At 72.1% G+C, this 17,110-nt stretch carries 20 protein-coding genes and 1 riboswitch; of the genes, 17 read left to right on the top strand and 3 right to left on the bottom strand.

The window, feature by feature from the left end; translation table 11 throughout:
* Nucleotides 1-3: 3 nt before the first annotated feature.
* The 14 genes from ABZ738_RS25215 (at nucleotide 4) to ABZ738_RS25280 (ending at nucleotide 12,446) form a co-directional block, all read left to right on the top strand.
* Nucleotides 4-1,260 (top strand): biotin carboxylase N-terminal domain-containing protein, encoded by a 1,257-nt coding sequence (locus ABZ738_RS25215; RefSeq protein WP_357217246.1) that lies wholly within the window; start codon nucleotides 4-6, stop codon nucleotides 1,258-1,260.
* Entirely contained in the window at nucleotides 1,257-2,024 is a 768-nt protein-coding gene (locus tag ABZ738_RS25220; protein ID WP_176094408.1) for an SRPBCC family protein, read from the top strand. The genes ABZ738_RS25215 and ABZ738_RS25220 overlap by 4 nt, the downstream gene beginning before the upstream one ends.
* Entirely contained in the window at nucleotides 2,017-2,415 is a 399-nt protein-coding gene (locus ABZ738_RS25225) for a cupin domain-containing protein (RefSeq protein WP_131054094.1), read from the top strand. Before ABZ738_RS25220 ends, ABZ738_RS25225 begins: the two co-directional genes overlap by 8 nt.
* Complete coding sequence (locus ABZ738_RS25230; protein WP_131054095.1) at nucleotides 2,412-3,686, top strand: beta-ketoacyl-[acyl-carrier-protein] synthase family protein; 1,275 nt, start codon at nucleotides 2,412-2,414, stop codon at nucleotides 3,684-3,686. The genes ABZ738_RS25225 and ABZ738_RS25230 overlap by 4 nt, the downstream gene beginning before the upstream one ends.
* 53 nt (nucleotides 3,687-3,739) lie before the next feature.
* Complete coding sequence (locus tag ABZ738_RS25235) at nucleotides 3,740-4,978, top strand: beta-ketoacyl synthase N-terminal-like domain-containing protein (protein WP_131054101.1); 1,239 nt, start codon at nucleotides 3,740-3,742, stop codon at nucleotides 4,976-4,978.
* Between the two features lie 2 nt (nucleotides 4,979-4,980).
* Nucleotides 4,981-5,325 (top strand): antibiotic biosynthesis monooxygenase family protein, encoded by a 345-nt coding sequence (locus tag ABZ738_RS25240; RefSeq protein WP_131054096.1) that lies wholly within the window; start codon nucleotides 4,981-4,983, stop codon nucleotides 5,323-5,325.
* A gap of 219 nt (nucleotides 5,326-5,544) precedes the next feature.
* Nucleotides 5,545-5,727, top strand: coding sequence for a hypothetical protein (locus ABZ738_RS25245; protein WP_357217006.1), 183 nt, complete (start codon nucleotides 5,545-5,547; stop codon nucleotides 5,725-5,727).
* A gap of 475 nt (nucleotides 5,728-6,202) precedes the next feature.
* Nucleotides 6,203-8,611, top strand: a complete 2,409-nt coding sequence (locus ABZ738_RS25250) for a nitrate- and nitrite sensing domain-containing protein (RefSeq protein WP_357217009.1) — start codon at nucleotides 6,203-6,205, stop codon at nucleotides 8,609-8,611.
* On the top strand, nucleotides 8,601-9,026 hold the full coding sequence (locus ABZ738_RS25255) for a roadblock/LC7 domain-containing protein (protein ID WP_131054135.1): 426 nt from the start codon (nucleotides 8,601-8,603) through the stop codon (nucleotides 9,024-9,026). The genes ABZ738_RS25250 and ABZ738_RS25255 overlap by 11 nt, the downstream gene beginning before the upstream one ends.
* On the top strand, nucleotides 9,023-9,457 hold the full coding sequence (locus ABZ738_RS25260; protein ID WP_357217012.1) for a DUF742 domain-containing protein: 435 nt from the start codon (nucleotides 9,023-9,025) through the stop codon (nucleotides 9,455-9,457). The genes ABZ738_RS25255 and ABZ738_RS25260 overlap by 4 nt, the downstream gene beginning before the upstream one ends.
* Nucleotides 9,441-10,031: an ATP/GTP-binding protein gene (locus ABZ738_RS25265; protein ID WP_131054137.1), complete on the top strand. Its 591-nt coding sequence runs from the start codon at nucleotides 9,441-9,443 to the stop codon at nucleotides 10,029-10,031. Before ABZ738_RS25260 ends, ABZ738_RS25265 begins: the two co-directional genes overlap by 17 nt.
* Nucleotides 10,032-10,131: 100 nt before the next feature.
* A complete protein-coding gene (locus tag ABZ738_RS25270; protein ID WP_131054138.1) occupies nucleotides 10,132-11,103 on the top strand; it encodes a glycine betaine ABC transporter substrate-binding protein in 972 nt (323 codons plus the stop codon).
* 127 nt (nucleotides 11,104-11,230) lie between these two features.
* Complete coding sequence (locus ABZ738_RS25275; RefSeq protein ID WP_357217017.1) at nucleotides 11,231-11,794, top strand: GNAT family N-acetyltransferase; 564 nt, start codon at nucleotides 11,231-11,233, stop codon at nucleotides 11,792-11,794.
* A 394-nt stretch (nucleotides 11,795-12,188) separates the two neighbouring features.
* The gene (locus tag ABZ738_RS25280; protein WP_176094404.1) at nucleotides 12,189-12,446 is read left to right on the top strand and encodes an excalibur calcium-binding domain-containing protein; all 258 of its coding nucleotides are present in this window, start codon (nucleotides 12,189-12,191) and stop codon (nucleotides 12,444-12,446) included.
* A gap of 187 nt (nucleotides 12,447-12,633) precedes the next feature.
* Here the strand turns inward: ABZ738_RS25280 and ABZ738_RS25285 are convergent, their stop codons facing one another.
* Nucleotides 12,634-13,038, bottom strand: coding sequence for an MmcQ/YjbR family DNA-binding protein (locus ABZ738_RS25285; protein WP_131054140.1), 405 nt, complete (start codon nucleotides 13,036-13,038; stop codon nucleotides 12,634-12,636).
* Nucleotides 13,039-13,200: 162 nt separating this feature from the next.
* Between ABZ738_RS25285 and ABZ738_RS25290 the strand changes: the two genes are divergently transcribed.
* Both ABZ738_RS25290 and ABZ738_RS25295 read left to right on the top strand, forming a co-directional pair.
* On the top strand, nucleotides 13,201-13,461 hold the full coding sequence (locus tag ABZ738_RS25290) for a hypothetical protein (protein WP_131054141.1): 261 nt from the start codon (nucleotides 13,201-13,203) through the stop codon (nucleotides 13,459-13,461).
* A gap of 122 nt (nucleotides 13,462-13,583) precedes the next feature.
* Nucleotides 13,584-13,835: a hypothetical protein gene (locus ABZ738_RS25295; RefSeq protein ID WP_131054142.1), complete on the top strand. Its 252-nt coding sequence runs from the start codon at nucleotides 13,584-13,586 to the stop codon at nucleotides 13,833-13,835.
* Between the two features lie 50 nt (nucleotides 13,836-13,885).
* Here ABZ738_RS25295 and ABZ738_RS25300 read toward each other — a convergent pair whose 3' ends face one another.
* The gene (locus tag ABZ738_RS25300) at nucleotides 13,886-15,322 is read right to left on the bottom strand and encodes a glycine hydroxymethyltransferase (protein WP_176094403.1); all 1,437 of its coding nucleotides are present in this window, start codon (nucleotides 15,320-15,322) and stop codon (nucleotides 13,886-13,888) included.
* 18 nt (nucleotides 15,323-15,340) lie between these two features.
* Nucleotides 15,341-15,430: riboswitch (ZMP/ZTP riboswitch) on the bottom strand.
* Between the two features lie 108 nt (nucleotides 15,431-15,538).
* On the opposite strand from ABZ738_RS25300, the gene ABZ738_RS25305 reads away from it, so the two are divergent.
* Entirely contained in the window at nucleotides 15,539-16,510 is a 972-nt protein-coding gene (locus ABZ738_RS25305) for a DNA primase small subunit domain-containing protein (RefSeq protein WP_357217023.1), read from the top strand.
* Between the two features lie 7 nt (nucleotides 16,511-16,517).
* On the opposite strand, the gene ABZ738_RS25310 is transcribed toward ABZ738_RS25305, so the two are convergent.
* Nucleotides 16,518-16,952, bottom strand: a complete 435-nt coding sequence (locus ABZ738_RS25310; protein ID WP_236145821.1) for an Lrp/AsnC family transcriptional regulator — start codon at nucleotides 16,950-16,952, stop codon at nucleotides 16,518-16,520.
* Nucleotides 16,953-17,110 lie beyond the last annotated feature (158 nt).

Raw genomic sequence — 17,110 nt, forward strand, 5'->3', positions numbered from 1 at the left:
GCGATGGGACTCATGGACCGGCTCCGGGGCGAGTTCGTCGACATCGTGGAGTGGCTGGTCCTCAACGCCGCCGCCGTGGTGGAGGCGGCCCGCAAGGTCGGTGCGCAGGCGGTGCATCCCGGCTACGGCTTCCTCTCCGAGGACGCCGACTTCGCCGAGATCTGCGCGGACAACGGGCTCACCTTCGTCGGCCCGTCACCGCAGGTGATGGCCGCGCTGGCGGACAAGTCCTCGGCCCGGGCGCTGATGCGCCGCGCCGGGCTGCCGCTGCCGCCGGGCGCCGTGCAACCGGTGCCGACCGTGGGCGAGGCGGCGGCGGTCGCCGCCGAGGTGGGCTATCCGGTGATCGTCAAGGCGGCGGCCGGCGGGGGTGGGCGGGGGATGACGGTGGTCCGCGCCCCGGCCGACCTGCCCCGCGCGTACGCCCGCACCCGGGCCGCCGCGCAGGTCGCCTTCGGCGACGACCGGGTGTACGTCGAGCGGTACCTGACCGACGCCCGGCACGTCGAGGTGCAGGTGCTCTGCGACTCCCACGGCAACGGAGTGCACCTGGGCACCCGGGACTGCTCGGTGCAGCGCCGACACCAGAAGCTGGTCGAGGAGGCACCCGCACCGGCGCTGGCCCCGACGATCCTGGACGCCCTGGCACGCACCGCCCTGCGCGGCGCGCTCGAGGTCGGCTTCACCGGGGCCGGGACGGTGGAGTTCCTGGTGGACGGAGAGGGCCGGTTCCACTTCCTGGAGATCAACTGCCGGATCCAGGTGGAGCACCCGGTGACCGAGATGATCACCGGAATCGACCTGGTGCACGAGCAGTTCCACGTCGCGGCCGGGACGCCGCTGCGGTGGCGGCAGGAGGACGTGCGGTTCACCGGGGTGGCCGTCGAGTGCCGGGTCAACGTGGAGGACCCGGATCGCGGGTTCGTCCCGACCCCCGGCCGGCTGGAGCGTTTCGTGCCGCCCGGCGGTCCGTTCACCCGGGTCGACACCCACGGGCACACCGGTTACCTGGTCGGCCCGCACTACGACTCGTTACTGGCCAAAGTGGCCGTCTGGGCCCCCGACCGCGACCTGGCCCTGAGCCGGCTGGACCGGGCCCTGCGCGAGTTCGAGATCACCGGTCCCGGTGTGCGGACCACCATCCCCTTCGTCCGGCGCGTCCTCGACGACGCCGACTTCCGCAAGGGGAGCTACTCCACCGGCCTGGTCGACCGGATGACCGCCGGACCCACCCCCGCCCATCCGAGGAGGAACCGATGACCGTCACCGATGGCCGCTCGCTGACCGCGGAGATCACCCACATCCTGGTGACCAACTGCGGGCTCGATCCCGACGCGGCCGCCCGTGCCCCGGCGGCCTCCCTGGAGGAACTGGGGATGGACTCGCTCGCGCTGCTCGAACTCTCCGCCGTGGTCGCCGACCGGTGGCGGGTGAGCATCCCGGAGCAGGCCGCCCAGCTCACCATCCCGGCCGTCGCCGAGTTGGTCGCCCAGCAGACCGACCCACCGGCCCCGGCCGCCGACCCGCCCGGGCACACCGAGAACAGCATCGTCATCGCCGCGCCGCTGGACCTGGTCTGGTCGGTCACCAACGACGTCGCCGGCTGGCCCGAGCTGTTCACCGAGTACGCCAGAGCCGAGATCCTCGGCCTGGACGGCGACACCGTACGGTTCCGGCTCACCATGCACCCCGACGAGAACGGGGTGGCCTGGAGTTGGATCAGCGAACGCACGCCCGACCCGGCGACCCGGCAGGTGCGGGCGCGGCGGGTGGAGACCGGACCCTTCGAGTACATGCGGATCCACTGGACCTACACCGAGGAGCCCGAGGGCGTCCGGATGACCTGGGTGCAGGACTTCGCGATGAAGCCGACCGCCCCGGTGGACAACGCCGGGATGACCGAGCGGATCAACACCAACAGCGTGGTGCAGCTCGCCGTGATCAAGGACCGGATCGAGCGGCTGGCACGGGAGCGGGCCGCCACGGTGGCGACCGCGTCGACAACCGGAGGCGACGATGAGTGATCTGGCACTGGTGGCCGCCCGGGACGTACCCGCCGACCGCCGTCGCGGCGGTGAGCTGCGCGTCCTGCTCGGCCCACGGACCGTCGGCAGCACCTCGGGGTTCATGGGCGTGGCCACCATGGGCCCGGGGGAGCGGATCGCCGAGCACTACCACCCGTACAGCGAGGAGTTCCTCTACGTCGCCCGCGGCACGATCACCGTCGACCTGGACGACGAGCCGGTGCTGCTGACCGCCGGTGAGGCGCTCTTCGTGGCCCGCAACGTCCGGCACCGGCTGCGCAACACCGGCGACGAGCCCGCCGAGGTGGTGTTCCACCTCGGTCCGCTGGCCCCCCGCCCGGAACTGGGCCACGTCGACACCGAGGTGGCCGACGAGCGGAACGGGTCGTGACCGGGCGGCGCACGGTGGTGACCGGGGTCGGCGTGGTCGCTCCCGGTGGCGTGACCCGGGACCGGTTCTGGAAGGGCATCACCGAGGGACGGACCGCGACCCGGCGGATCAGCTTCTTCGACCCGTCGCCGTTCCGCTCGCAGATCGCCGCCGAGTGCGACTTCGACCCGGACGCCGCCGGGCTGACCCCGGCGCAACGGCAGCGCGCCGACCGGTACGTGCAGTTCGCGCTCGCCTGCGCCGCCGAGGCGGTCGTCGACAGCGGGCTGGAGTTCACCGACGCCGAGCGGGACCGGACCGGCGTGGTGCTCGGCACCGCCGTCGGCGGCACCATGGCCCTGGAACAGGAGTACGTCACGGTCAGCGACAGCGGACGGCGGTGGCTGGTCGACGCGGCGCTCGGTGGCCCGTACCTCTATCCGGCCCTGGTGCCCAGCAGCCTGGCCGCCGACGTGGCCTGCCACCACGGCCTGCACGGCCCGGCGCAGGTCGTCTCCACCGGCTGCACCTCCGGCATCGACGCCATCGGGTACGCCCACCAGCTCATCGCCGACGGCGAGGCGGACATCGTGCTGGCCGGCGCCGCCGACTCGCCGATCTCCCCGGTCACCGTGGCCTCCTTCGACGCCATCAAGGCCACCAGCCCGGACAACGACGACCCGGCACACGCCTCGCGCCCCTTCGACGCCGACCGGCACGGCTTCGTGCTCGCCGAGGGGGCGGCGGTGCTGGTGCTGGAGGAGGCCACGCACGCCCAGCGGCGCGGCGCGCACGTCTACTGCGAGGTGGCCGGCTACGCCAGCCGCAGCAACGGCTACCACATGACCGGGCTGCGTCCGGACGGTGTGGAGATGGGCCTGGCCATCACCGACGCGCTGCGGCAGGCGCGGCTCGCGCCGGAGGACGTCTCCTACATCAGCGCGCACGGCTCGGGCACGCGGCAGAACGACCGGCACGAGACCGCCGCGTTCAAGCGGGCGCTCGGACCGGCCGCGTACCGGGTGCCGATCAGCTCGATCAAGTCGATGGTCGGGCACTCGCTGGGCGCGATCGGCTCGATCGAGATGGCGGCGTGCGCGCTGGCCATCGAGTTCGGGGTGGTGCCGCCGACCGCCAACTGGACCACCCGCGACCCGGAGTGCGACCTGGACTACGTGCCCAACGAGGCACGGGAGGTGCCGGTGGACGTGGCGCTCTCGGTGGGCAGCGGCTTCGGCGGGTTCCAGTCGGCCATGCTGTTCCGTCGGCTCGGTCGGGAGGTGGCCCGGTGACCGCCCCCGCGTACGGCGGCACGACGACCGGCCGACCGTACGGCGACGGCACGGTGGCCCGCGCGGTGGTGACCGGCATCGGTGTGGTCGCGCCCAGCGGGGTGGGTGCCGACGCGCACTGGCGGACCGTGCTCGCCGGTCGGCGCCGCACCGGGCCGATCACCCTCTTCGACGCCGCCGGCTACCCGACCCGCCTCGGTGGCGAGGTGGCCGACTTCGACCCGTCCCGGTACGCCGACAACCGCGCCCTGGTGCAGACCGACCGGTGGACCCACCTCGGGTTCGCCGCCACCGGACTGGCGCTGGCCGACGCCGGGCTGCCCGAGCAGGCCCCCGACCCGTACGCGTGGGCGGTCACGTTGGCCAGTTCCTCCGGCGGCAACCTGTTCGGCCAGCGGGAGCTGCAACGGCTCTGGTCGTCGCCGAGCCGCACCGTCGGGGCGTACCAGTCGATCGCCTGGTTCTATGCGGCCAGCGTCGGGCAGCTCTCCATCCGGCACCAGGCCAAGGGTCCGTGCGGCGTGCTGGTGGCCGAGTCGGCCGGTGGCCTGGACAGCCTCGCCCACGCGGTCCGCACCGTACGACGGGGTGCCTCCGTGGTGCTCGCCGGGGCGACCGAGTGCCCGCTGAGCCCGTACGCGCTGGCCTGTCAGCTCCGGTCCGGCCTGCTCAGCGGCGAGACCGACCCGGAGCGGGCCTACCGGCCGTTCGACGCCGGAGCCAGCGGCTATCTGCCGGCCGAGGGCGGGGCGGTCTTCGTGGTGGAGGAGTGGGGTCACGCGGTGGCCCGGGGTGCCCGGATCTACGGCGAGGTGACCGGGTGGGGCGCGACCCACGACGCCGCGCACACCACCGCCGAGTCCGCCGGGGACCCGGGGCAGTACGCCCGTGCCATGCGGCTGGCCCTGGGGCGGGCCGGGGTGGAACCGGCCGAGGTGGACGTGGTGATCCCCGACGCGCTCGGGGTGCCCCGCTACGACCGGGCCGAGGCCGAGGCGCTGCGGTCGGTCTTCGGCGGACTCGCCCCGCCGGTGACCACCCACAAGTCGCTGACGGGGCGGGCGCACCAGGGCGGTTCGGCGCTGGACGTGGCCACCGCGCTGCTCGCCTTCGCGCACGACACGCTGCCCGCGTCGGCCGGCCCGGACACCGTGGCTCCCGGCTGTGACCTGGGCTTCCTGCGGGCGGCCCGGCGTCCGCGCAGCCGGTTGGCGCTGGTCTGCGCCCGAGGGTTCGACGGATTCAACAGCGCGCTGGTGCTGCGCGGCGCGCCACCGAGCGGAACGGAGTAGTGATGACGTCAGGAGAGCGCGGGGACGGGACGGGCCCGCCGCGAGGCCGGGTGGTGTTCCTGGTCCGGGTCCCCGCCGACCGCACCGAGGACTTCCTGCGGGCGTACGAGGCGGTGCGCCATCTGGTCGCCGACGGGGTGCCGGGGCATCTGGTCGACCAGGTGTGCCGCTCGGCGACCGATCCGGAGCAGTGGCTGATCACCAGCGAGTGGGTCAGTCTGGCCGACTTCGAGGCGTGGGAGCGCAGCCCCGAGCACCGTGACCTGGTCCGGCCGATGCGGGAGTGCTTCACCGACGCCCGCTCGTTGCGGTTCCAGGTGTACGCACAGACTCCGGTCCCGGCCTGAGCGGACACCCCGGATCGTACGTTCGGTCACCTGGTGTGTACCGGGAGTGGGCACACGGACCTGATCCTGCCCGCTGAAGGGGGCGTCGACAATCCCGCCAGTCGCCCTTTCTCCTTGAGCCATTTGCATCTGGCAATGCGCGTTCCGGCTGCCGTACGGTTCCCGCAGCACTGGCGAGACACGTTGTCCTCGCGTCGACACAGGACGGTGGCGATTCACATGACGGGCCCGCTGTACCTCCCGGCCGAGTCGAGTCGGCCCGTACCCGCCGACCCGTTCGGACGTCCCGTCGGCGAGTGGCGACCGGAGCGGGTTCGCGGTGGCCGTGCCGAGGGCGCGGGCGGGGAGTCGACCTCGCCGCCCATCGGTCCGGCGGTGGGAGCGGTCCCGGCCGGCGAGTGAGGCCCGCCTGGCGAGAGATCCCGCCGACGACCACCTCACGCCGGCGACCGTCCACATCGGCTCGTCGACGTTCGCGTGCCACCGCCGTGGGAGCGCTTCACCGGCTCCGGCAGTGGTGACGTAACGGATTACGGCGTACCCGGCCGGGTCGGCGAGGGTGGTTCCTCCGATGCCGACGATCCGGGACTCGTTCGGTCTCCGCACACTTCACAATGCCCGAAACCGGGGTCGGTCGTTTGGTCCGCCGACGCTGCCCGAAAGGGCAGAACCCAAGCTCTCCGGCCGTGACGAATCCGCCGGAGGGTTGTGGGCGGCCGGGTATGCCGGGATATTGCTGTGATCAATCCCCCTGATGCCTCACACCGGCCTGCGTGGCCTTGTCGGTGATTGGAGACCGCGTGTCCACACAGGTTCCCGACCGATGCGCCCTGCCGGCGTGCGACCACAGGCCGGCGCGGGCGCCGAGGAGTCTGTGGTGACAGGCGGCAGCATCCGCAGTCGGCTCGCCGCCATCATCGCCCTGCCGGTGGCGGCCGTGCTGCTCCTGCTCGGCTACGTGACGGTCGTCGAGGTGTCGTCGTACCAGGCCGTCCGCAAGGCCAGCGAGTCGGTCTCGCTCGCCCTCCAGGTGCAGGACCTGACCCAGGAGTTGCAGGTCGAGCGTGGCATCAGCGCCGCGCTGCTCGGTGGCAACGAGGGCTTCCGCAACGAGGTCGCCCCGGCCCGCGAGCGGGTGGACGAGCGTCGCCGGGCGGTCGAGGAGGCGATCTCCGACGGACCGGTGGCCGACCGGGTCGGCGCCGCACTGCGGGAACTCGACGGACTCGACGTGGTGCGGTCCGCCACCGACAGCGGCAGCGCCGGCCGGGCCGCGACCTTCGACTTCTTCACCGAACGCATCGCCGCCCTGAACCGCCTCGACTACGACCTGGACCAGGCCGAGGACCCGCAACTGCAACGGCACGTGGCGACCCTGACCGCGTTGAGCCGGATCAAGGAGAGCACCGCCCAGCAGCGCGCGTTCCTCAACGGGGTCTTCTCCGCCGGTGGTTTCGCCGACGGCGAGTTCCTCCAGTTCGCCGAGATGCGCGCGGCCCGCGACACGGCGCTGGCCGACTTCGAGGAGCGGGCCACCCCGAGCCAGCGGGCCGCCAACGACTGGGTGCTGGACACCGGCGCCGCCCGGGTGGCCGGCTTCTTCGAGCAGGTCGCGCTCGACTCCGCCGACGGCCGTCGGGTGCAGGTCAACCCGCAGGCGTGGTGGTCGGCCCTGACCACCGTGCTGGACGGCATGCGCCACATGCAGGAGTACGTCGGCGCGGAGATCGAGGCGCGGGCCGCGGAACGGCAGGGCGAGTCGACCCAGCGTCTCTTCGTGCTCGGCGCGTTGGTGACGTTCTTCCTCGCCGGTGCGGTGGGTCTGCTGGTGCTCGCCTCCCGGTCGATCACCAGGCCGTTGGCGAAGCTGGCCGCCGAGGCGCGTGACCTCGCGGCCAACCGGCTGCCCGTCGCCGTGCGGCAGCTCCAGGACGGCACCGAGGAGAGCGAACCCCGGGCACCGGACCCGGTCCAGGTGCCGGCCCGCTCCAGCACCGAGGTCCGCTCGGTGGCCGGTGCCCTCGACCAGGTCCAGGCGGTGGCCTTCCGCCTCGCCACCGAGCAGGCGGTGCTGCGTCGCAGCACCACCGAGTCGCTGGCCAACCTGGGCCGACGCAACCAGAACCTGCTCCGCCGTCAGCTCAGCTTCATCACCAAGCTCGAACGGGAGGAGACCGACCCGGCCGGGCTGGCCAACCTCTTCGAACTGGACCACCTCGCCACCCGCATGCGCCGGAACGCGGAGAGCCTGCTGGTCCTGGTGGGGGCCGGCGGTCCCCGCCAGTGGACCCGCCCACTCGCGATCGCCGACGTGATCCGGGCCGCCATCTCCGAGGTCGAGGAGTACCGGCGGGTGCAGATCCGCCGCATCGACGACGCCTGGGTGGTCGGCGCCAACGTCAGCGCGGTCGCCCACATGCTCGCCGAGCTGGTCGAGAACGGGCTGACCTTCTCGCCGCCGGACTCCGACGTGGAGATCCAGGGCCGGCGCAGCGGGCAGGGCTACCTCGTGGCCATCACCGACCAGGGCATCGGCATGACGCCCGAGGACATGGCCGAGGCCAACGCCCGCCTGCGCGGTGAGGTCGACTACGTCTCGGCCCCGACCCGCTACCTCGGCCACCACGTGGTCGGTCAACTCGCCCGCGACCTGGGCATCGACGTCCAGCTCGCGCCCTCCCCGGTGACCGGGGTGACCGCCCGGGTGATGCTGCCGGCCACCGTGTTGACCAACCGGAACGCGATCGCCCCGGACGACGGGGCGGACGGGGTCGGCACCACGCAGGCGGCCATCACGGTCACCTCCAGCACCTCCCGGTCCGCCGCCGAACCGGCCGCGCCGCCGGTCCTGCCGTCGGTGCCCGTCGCGCGTCCGACGCCGGCCGTCGGTATCGCCGGGGTCAACCCGCGGACCGCCATCGACGCGCCGCCGTCCACCTCCCACGTCGCCCCCGCCGTGCCGCGCGGGCACGACCGGCCCGTCGCCGGTCGGCCGCCCACCATCGCCGGTGAGGTGTCCGCCGTCGGCCCGGTGGAGGAGCGCACCACCAACGGGCTGCGCAAACGCCTGCCCCGTGAGCGGCGCGTCACGGCGCCCGCACCGGCCGCCGACCCGGTCGCGTCCGCACCGCGTCCGGCCGCCATGGACGACTCGCCGATGGAGATCCGGAACCGGTTGACCGCGCTGCGGGCCGGGACGCTCCGCAGCCAGGGCGACCGGCCGACACCACCGACCCGGTCCAGCGACGACACCACGACCGAGCCTTGGGGGGCCCGTGAAGGTTGACATCCAGAGCGATCCACACCAGTTGAACTGGCTGCTGGCGAACTTCGTCCGGCAGACGGACGGGGTGCGCGACGCGGTCGCCGTCTCGTCCGACGGGTTGCTCATCGCCGTCTCCACCGGACTCAACCGGGGTGCCGGCGACCAGCTCGCCGCGATCGTGTCCAGCATGGCCAGTCTGGCCCGGACCGCCTCCCGCAAGTACGACTTCGACGGCCTCAAACTCATCATGATCGAGATGAGGCGCGGCTTCCTGCTGGTGTCGGCGATCAGCGACGGCAGCTGCCTGGGGGTGCTCGCCGACGGCGACTGCGACCTGGGCCTGGTCGGCTACGAGATCTCGCTGCTGGCCGACCGGTTCGGCACCATGCTGACACCGGCGTTGATCTCCGAGTCGAGACGAGTGCTGCCCCGGTGAGCGGTGCCGGACCGCGGTTGCCCGACCCGCGGATGATCCCGTACTGGAGCGCGGCACCGGCACCGGTCGGCCCGGCTCCCGAGCCGCCGCTGCCCGCTCCGGAGTCGTCCGACGCGGAGGCGGTACGCCCGTTCCTGCTCACCGGCGGACGTACCCGCCCGGTCCAGGACGGGCTGCGGGTGGAGACGCTGCTCTCCGCCCAACCGGCGGCACTCTCCGCGCCGCTGCGTTTCGAGGCCCGTCGGATCGTCGAGTTGTGCCAGCGGCCGATCACCGTAGCCGACCTGGCGGTGGCGCTGCGGGTGCCGCTCGGCGTCACCCGGGTGCTGGTGGCAGACCTGCTCAGCGAGGGCTACCTGCGCCGTGAGGAACAGGGCGAGCTCTCCGTCGCCATGATCGAGAGGATCAGGGACCGTGTCCGCGCTCTCTAGCCAGCCGCCCACACCCACCGCGGTCAAGATCGTGGTGAGCGGGGGGTTCGGCGTCGGCAAGACCACCTTCGTCGGTGCGGTGTCGGAGATCGAGCCGCTCGTCACCGAGGCCGACCTGACCGAGGTCTCGGTGGGGGTCGACGACACCTCGGTGGTGGCCGGCAAGACCACCACCACCGTGGCCCTGGACTTCGGCCGGATCAGTCTCGACGAGTCCCTGCTGATGTACCTGTTCGGCACGCCCGGACAGGACCGGTTCGCCTTCCTCTGGGACGACCTGGTGGACGGAGCGCTGGGCGCGGTCGTGCTGATCGACACCCGGCGGATCGAGGACTGCTTCCCGGCCATCGACTACTTCGAGGACCACCACATCCCGTTCCTGCTGGCCGTCAACACGTTCGAGGCGACCCGCCGCTTCGCGCTGGCCGAGGTGCGGGAGGCGCTCGGCGTCGCGGACGACGTGGTGCTGGTGGAGTGCGACGCGCGTCAGCGGGAGTCGGTCAAGCAGGTGCTCGTCGCGCTCACCGAGGTGGTGCTGGCGCAACGCCTCGCGCGGGCCGGCGTCGGTCGCTGACCAGCGGACGGCAGCACCCCTGCGGCACGGCACCCCGGCGGCACCGCAGCCCCTCCGGCACCTCGGCCGGGCGCAACGACGAAGAGGAGAAGAGGCAGCGATGCAGAGATCAGGGTGGACCAGGGCGGTGGCCCTCGCCTGCGTGGCCGCACTGGCACTGACCGGCTGCGCGGCCGACATCCAGCCCCGGATCGCGCCGCCGGGGCCGCCGGAGCGGACCGAGTGCGGCACGCTGACGCTGGCCAACCTGCCGTGGATCGGGTACGAGGCGAACCTCGCGGTGATCGGCTACCTGGCCAAGAACCGGCTCAACTGCACGGTGGTGGTCAAGGACCTCACGGCGGAGGAGGCCTGGGAGGAGGTCGCCGCCGGCAGCACCGACGTCATCCTGGAGAACTGGGGCCGCGAGGGCCTGAAGAAGAAGTACATCGACGAGGAACGCAAGGCCGTCGAGCACGGCATGACCGGCAACCAGGGCGTCGTCGGCTGGTACGTGACGCCGTGGCTGGTCGAGCAGCACCCGAACATCACCAATTGGCGGAACCTCAACGACTACGCCTACCTGTTCCGGACGCCCACCTCCGGCGGTCGGGGTGTCCTGCTCAACGGCGACCCGTCGTACGAGACCAACGACCGGGCGTTGATCCGCAACCTGAAGCTTAACTACACGGTCACCACCGTGGGCAGCGAGGACAAGCTCATCGAGGCGTTCCGGGAGGCGGAGCGCGACCGTCGGCCGGCGATCGGCTACTTCTACGCGCCGCAGTGGTTCCTCGCCGAGGTCGACCTGGTGCACGTCAAGCTGCCGCCCTACACGCCGGGCTGTGACGTGGACCCGGAGAAGGTGGCCTGCGACTACCAGCCCTACGACCTCGACAAGATCGCCAACCGGGAGTTCGCCGAGTCCGGCAACCCGGCCGCCGACCTGGTCAAGAACTTCCAGTGGACCAACGCCCACCAGAACGAGGTGGCCCGCTACCTCACGGTCGACGAGTTGTCCCACGACGAGGCGGCCAAGAAGTGGCTCGACGCCAACCCGGACGTCTGGCAGGACTGGCTGCCCGCCGACTGAGTCGGCCCACCCGGTGGAACGCGTCCCGCTCCGCCGCCGGACACCGGTCGACGGCGTGACCCGGTACCCCGGGCCACGCCGTCGACCGGTCAGCGCGGCGGGTCCCGGGCGGCTAGAGTCCGACCTCGTGCATCCTCCCGAGGTGAGCGTCGCGAGCCCGGCGGACCGGACGCCGGTGGTCGACGCCCTGGTGGCCGCGTTCCGCACGGATCCCGTGGTGCGCTTCTTCTTCCCCGACGACGAGACCTACCCTCGGTCGGCCTCCGTCCTCTTCGGACACCTCTTCGACAAGCAGGTCGTCAAGGGCACCGTCTGGACGGTCGAGCAGGGTGCCGCGACCGCCATCTGGGAGCCGCCGGTGGCCGGCACGGCCGTCCTCGACGACGGCCGCCGCCCGGCCCTGCCCGACGACGTGCTGCGCCGGGTGCACGCCTACGACCAAGCGCTGCGTGCCGTCCTGCCCCACCATCCGCACTGGTACCTGGGCATCCTCGGCACCCACCCGGCCTATGCGGGCCGCCGGTTGGGGCGTGCCGCGATGAGTGCCGGGCTGCGGCGGGCCGCCGATGCGGGGCTCCCCGCCGTGCTGGAGACCGGCAACCCGGTCAACGTGGATATCTACCGGCGTGCCGGCTGGGAGTTGGTCGACACGCTGACCGACCCGATCCCGGTCTGGGTGATGCGACGGTAGCCCGGGCCCACCCGCTTCACCTGGGCCCCATCCGGGCCCTCAGCAGGCCCATGCTCCCGCCTCCACCGCAAGATCACGCTCGATCCGGGATCGAGTGGTCATCGTCGCGTTCGGATACCACTCGATCCGGGATCGAGCGTGATCTTCGGTAGGCGGGCGCTTCTCCGGCTGCCGGTGGGAGATCTGTGCCGGTGACCAGCTCGGTGTCATCCGAGCTGTCAGACCTTGGGTGGCGTTGTGTCGAAGGTGCTGCCTGGACGGTGATCGAAGTGCCGCCGTAAGCCCCTGCCGGACGAGTCGGATGGAGGGCGCTGTGCCGATTCATGTGACGGTAGCGTGCCTTCTCCACCCACTATCCGATATGGAGGACGGATTGGTTTCCAGACTGGTCCGGATGGCACTCGTCGTCACCTTGGCACTGGCCGGGGGTGCCGTGGCCGTGGTGTCACCCGCGCAGGCTGCCCCAACGAAGTTCAAGAACTGCACCGCCCTGAACAAGAAGTACCGGCATGGCGTCGGCAAGAAGGGCGCACGGGACAAGGTTCGCGGCAGGACGAAGCCGGTCACGAACTTCAAGGTTTCGACGGCGATCTACAAGGCGAACACGAAACTCGACCGTGACAAGGACGGCGTCGCCTGCGAGAAGCGATAGCGCCAGGCCGCCGACCGGCACACTCCAGACTCACCACCGGTGATGTCGGTCTGCGACCTCGCCGATCATGGAGTTGTGGCCTTGACTTAAGCCGCTAATCGTGGCATTTCGCCTACCACAACTCCATGATCGGCGGGGGCGGGCGGGCGGGGACGGGCGGGGCGGGCGGGGGCCGGCGGGGGCGGAGTCAGGCGTCGGGCGGTGCCGTCGTGGCGCGGTGGGCGGCGGCGAGGCGCTTCGGCGCGCGGGCGAACCACGCCTCCGTGATGATCTCGGTCAGTTCGGCCCCGTCGATCCGGTCCAGCCGCACCAGCACCGCCGGGTAGCCGTCGAGGTGCGGCGTCGTCAGGTAGACGGCCGGGTCGTCCGCGAGCAGTGCCTCCTTGACGCCGAGGTCGGCGACCCGTACGCCGAGGATCGGGCCGGTCGGCGCGGACGGTCCGAGCGCGTCGAGGTCGGCTCGGCGCAGCGGGCGCTCCCACACGAACGACTTGTCCCGTACGGTCCAGGCGGGCAGACCGTCGTAGGAGGGGCGCTCACCGGTCTCCGGCAGGCTCAACGCGATCCGACGCACGTCATCCCAACTCGCCACCGCCCGACCATACGCCCCGGCCGGGATCGACGGTGGGCACGCGCCGGTCGCGCCCGGCGTGTCGGGGCCCTTGCCCGGGTCCTTCTCGGCAGCGACACACCGCGTTCGTCGGAAAGCGAACGGTGACCTTCGCCGTATCGTGCTCCTGCGTGGACGGTCATAATGGGCGGCATGGTTGCCTGGGAGTACGCCCTGCTGGTCCGCCGTTACCAGGGACAGGGCCGCAATTTCCATGTGTCGTTCGTCTGGTACGGCCCGGACGGATCGCGTAAGGACGTCACCGCGTACGGCGACACCGCCGTGGCGCACCTCAACCGGTACGGCCGGGAAGGCTGGGAACTGGTCACCGCCGCCGAGGACGTCAACAACGTCCAGGGCAGCACCGAGGTGCACCGATACCACCTCAAGCGTCCACTGAACTGAGCCCACTCCACCGTCGGTCGACCACCGCCCGGGAACGCGTTGACGGCGCGTCCCGGGCGTCGTCACGCTTGTCGACAGATGTCGATGCATGCGCGTCGGCCGGTCTGTTGCAGGGGGTAACCATGCGCAAACGCAGGATCCTGGCGCCGCTGGCGGCGCTCGCCACGGTGGGCGCGGCTCTGGTGGTCGGTGCGGCACCGGCTCAGGCTGATCCGCCCGGCGGCACGCTGCGCGGGGTGTACTACAGCTACGACTTCTGCCGCTCGTACGGCTTCACCGGCGCCGCCGAGGGACGATGGGACTGGTGGTACTGCGAGCAGAGCTACGCCCCGCAGAGCGCCCAGTGGTTCCTCTGGACGTTCGACTACTCCTGATCGTCCCGGTGCGCGTCGGGCCGGTGCACCGGCCCGACGCGCCTGCGTCGTCAGCCCAGGTCGACGTTCGGGTACAGCGGGAATCCGGCCAGCAACTCGCCGGCCTGCCGGCTGACCTTGTCCGCCAGCGCCGGGTCCAGCACGTACTTGGCCTTGGAGGCGGTGCCGTCCGGGTTCGCCCCGGCGCTGGTCTGGCTGAGCACCGTGTGGATCAGCTCGGCGGTGCCGTCCATCTCGGCCGTACCCAGCCCGCGCGTGGTCAACGCGGGCGTGCCGATCCGGATGCCGGAGGTGTACCAGGCGCCGTTGGCGTCCTGCGGCACCGCGTTGCGGTTGGTCACGATGCCCGAGTCCAGCAGCGCCTGCTCGGCCTGCCGGCCGGTCAGCCCGTAGCCGGTGACGTCGATGAGCACCAGGTGGTTGTCGGTGCCGCCGGTGACCAGCGTGGCGCCCCGACGCAGCAGCCCGTCGGCCAGCGCCTGGGCGTTGTCGACGATCCGCTGGGCGTAGTCGGCGAAGTCGGGGCGGCGCGCCTCGGCCAGCGCGACCGCCTTGGCCGCCATCACGTGCGGCAGCGGCCCGCCGAGCACCATCGGGCAGCCCCGGTCCACCTGGTCGGCCAGCTCCGGGCCGCAGAGCACCATGCCGCCGCGCGGGCCGCGCAGTGACTTGTGCGTGGTGGTGGTGACGATGTGCGCGTGCGGCACCGGGTCGAAGTCGCCGGTGAAGACCTTGCCGGCGACCAGACCGGCGAAGTGGGCCATGTCCACCATGAAGGTGGCGCCGACCGAGTCGGCGATCTCCCGCATGATCCGGAAGTTCACCTTGCGCGGGTACGCCGAGTAGCCGGCGACCAGCACCAGCGGCCGGAACTCGCGGGCCGCCTCGGCGACCCTGTCGTAGTCGACCAGCCCGGTGGCCGGGTCGGTGCCGTAGCTGCGCTGGTCGAACATCTTGCCGGAGATGTTCGGCCGGAAGCCGTGGGTGAGGTGGCCGCCGGCGTCCAGCGACATGCCGAGCATCCGCTGGTCGCCCAGCTCCCGGCGGAGCGCGAACCAGTCCTGCTCGGTGAGGTCGTTGACGTGGCGGGCCTGCGCCCGCTTGAGCGCGGGGGACTCCACCCGGTCGGCCAGGATCGCCCAGAACGCCACCAGGTTGGCGTCGATGCCCGAGTGTGGCTGCACGTACGCGTGCGACGCGCCGAACAGCTCCCGGGCGTGCTCGGCGGCGAGCGCCTCGACCGTGTCGACGTTCTGGCAGCCGGCGTAGAACCGGCGCCCCACCGTGCCCTCGGCGTACTTGTCGCTGAACCAGTTGCCCATCGCCAGCAGGGTGGCCGGCGAGGCGTAGTTCTCGCTGGCGATCAGCTTGAGCGACTCGCGCTGGTCGACCAGTTCCGCCCCGATGGCGTCGGCCACCCGGGGCTCGACGGCGCGGATGACCTCCAGCGCGCTGCGGAAAGCGGCGGATTCGGCGTTCGGCGGCATGCGACCTCCTGGTGACGTGCGGAAGGCCCAGGCGCTCGGCGTGCGTCCTCATGACGGGGCCGCTTCCCGATGGTGCTCCATCTCGACGCGCCAGTCACGGCCCCCGCCGATCCTAGCGGGTGGGCTCTCCGGCCCCGCGCACACCGGGTCGGACCCGCCCCGACCGGCCCCGCGAGGTCGCCACCGCGCCGGCCGTACGCGTCGTACGCTCGGCAGATGGCGACCTCGGCCGAGGAGATCCAGGTGGGGCGGCGGACGGTGCGCGTCTCCAGCCCGGACAAGCCGTACTTCCCGGAGCGCGGGCTGACCAAGCTCGACGTGGTGCGCTACTTCCTCGCCGTCGGCGACGGCATCCTGCGCGCGCTCAAGGACCGGCCGACCATGCTCGAACGCTGGCCGCGCGGCGTGTTCGAGGGGGCGACGATCGCCACCCGGCAGGACAACCGGGGCGACGCCTTCTATCAGAAGCGCGTGCCGGCGGGCGCGCCCGACTGGGTGGGCACCGCCCACATCACGTTCCCCAGCGGGCGCAGCGCCGACGAGGTCGCGCCGGGGGAACTGGCGGTGGTGATCTGGGCGGTCAACCTGGGCACACTGCGGTTCCACCCGTGGCCGGTGAACCGGGCCGACGTCGAGCGGCCGGACCAGCTCCGGATCGACCTGGACCCGCTGCCCGGGGTGGGGTTCGACCAGGTCGTCCCGGTGGCGCACGAGGTGCGTGGCTTCCTCGACGAGCTGGGCCTGGCCGGGTTTCCGAAGACCACCGGCGGGCGCGGCCTGCACGTGTACGTCCCGATCGAGCCCCGGTGGAGCTTCGGCGACTGCCGCCGGGCGGTGCTGGCGCTCGGCGGCGAGATGCGGCGGCGCCGGCCGGACCTGGTCACCACCACCTGGTGGCGGGACCAGCGGGACCGACCGGTCTTCGTCGACTACAACCAGATGGCCCGGGACCACACGATGACCTCGGCGTACTCGATCCGGCCGACGCCTGCGGCGCTGGTCTCCGCCCCGCTGGACTGGGCCGAGCTGGACGACGTACGGCCGGAGGACTTCGACGTGACCACCATGCCCGCCCGGTTCGCGGAGCGGGGCGACCCGCACGCCGGTCTGGACGGGCCACGGTTCTCGCTGGACCCGCTGCTGGAGCTGGCCGACCGGGAGGGGCTGGCCGCGCCGCCGGAACGCTGAGCGGCGGTCAGGCCCACGGGCTGCGGACGCCGTCGTACTCCTCGAAGACCAGCCAGCTCCGGGTGGACAGCACCCCGGAGATGCGCTGGACCCGGTCCAGTACCACGTCCCGCAGGGTGGCGTTGTCCGGTGCCCGGACCAGGGCGAGTACGTCGTGTTCGCCGCTGAGCAGCGCCACGTGCTCGACGTAGCGCACCCGGGCCAGCTCCGCCGACACCTCCCGCCAGGTGTTCTGCTGGATGGTCAGGGCGATGTACGCCGAGGTGCCCAACCCGGCCGGCTCCGGCGCGACCCGGGCGGCGAACCCGGTGACCACCCCGTCGCGCAGCAGTCGCTCCATGCGCGCGTACGCGTTGGTGCGGGACACGTGCACCCGCTCGGCGAGCGTCCGGACGGAGATCCGCCCGTCCCGGGTCAGTTCGTCCAGGATCCGCCGGTCCACCTCGTCCAACCCTGGTGCCGTTCGTCCCGTGCCACCCCGCAGGGGCACTGTGTCAGCGGTCTCCTGGCTCACCCGAGCCTCCCATCAGTGCCATACATCCCGCCTTCACCGGCCATCTTGAGTCAATCATCCGACCAAAGGAGCATAGGTCCACCACA

Origin of the sequence: Micromonospora sp. NPDC047793 (genome assembly GCF_040642635.1) — a bacterium.
Lineage (GTDB): Bacteria > Actinomycetota > Actinomycetes > Mycobacteriales > Micromonosporaceae > Micromonospora.

Excerpts from the sequence above, each read along its gene's own strand:
- ABZ738_RS25270 (WP_131054138.1), top strand. The coding sequence starts at position 10,132 with ATGCAGAGATCAGGGTGGACCAGGGCGGTGGCCCTCGCCTGCGTGGCC.
- ABZ738_RS25290 (WP_131054141.1), top strand. The coding sequence starts at position 13,201 with ATGGGCGGCATGGTTGCCTGGGAGTACGCCCTGCTGGTCCGCCGTTAC.
- ABZ738_RS25225 (WP_131054094.1), top strand. The coding sequence starts at position 2,017 with ATGAGTGATCTGGCACTGGTGGCCGCCCGGGACGTACCCGCCGACCGC.
- ABZ738_RS25305 (WP_357217023.1), top strand. The coding sequence starts at position 15,539 with ATGGCGACCTCGGCCGAGGAGATCCAGGTGGGGCGGCGGACGGTGCGC.
- ABZ738_RS25300 (WP_176094403.1), bottom strand. The coding sequence starts at position 15,322 with ATGCCGCCGAACGCCGAATCCGCCGCTTTCCGCAGCGCGCTGGAGGTC.
- ABZ738_RS25240 (WP_131054096.1), top strand. The coding sequence starts at position 4,981 with ATGACGTCAGGAGAGCGCGGGGACGGGACGGGCCCGCCGCGAGGCCGG.
- ABZ738_RS25220 (WP_176094408.1), top strand. The coding sequence starts at position 1,257 with ATGACCGTCACCGATGGCCGCTCGCTGACCGCGGAGATCACCCACATC.
- ABZ738_RS25295 (WP_131054142.1), top strand. The coding sequence starts at position 13,584 with ATGCGCAAACGCAGGATCCTGGCGCCGCTGGCGGCGCTCGCCACGGTG.
- ABZ738_RS25215 (WP_357217246.1), top strand. The coding sequence starts at position 4 with ATGGGACTCATGGACCGGCTCCGGGGCGAGTTCGTCGACATCGTGGAG.
- ABZ738_RS25280 (WP_176094404.1), top strand. The coding sequence starts at position 12,189 with ATGGCACTCGTCGTCACCTTGGCACTGGCCGGGGGTGCCGTGGCCGTG.
- ABZ738_RS25245 (WP_357217006.1), top strand. The coding sequence starts at position 5,545 with ATGACGGGCCCGCTGTACCTCCCGGCCGAGTCGAGTCGGCCCGTACCC.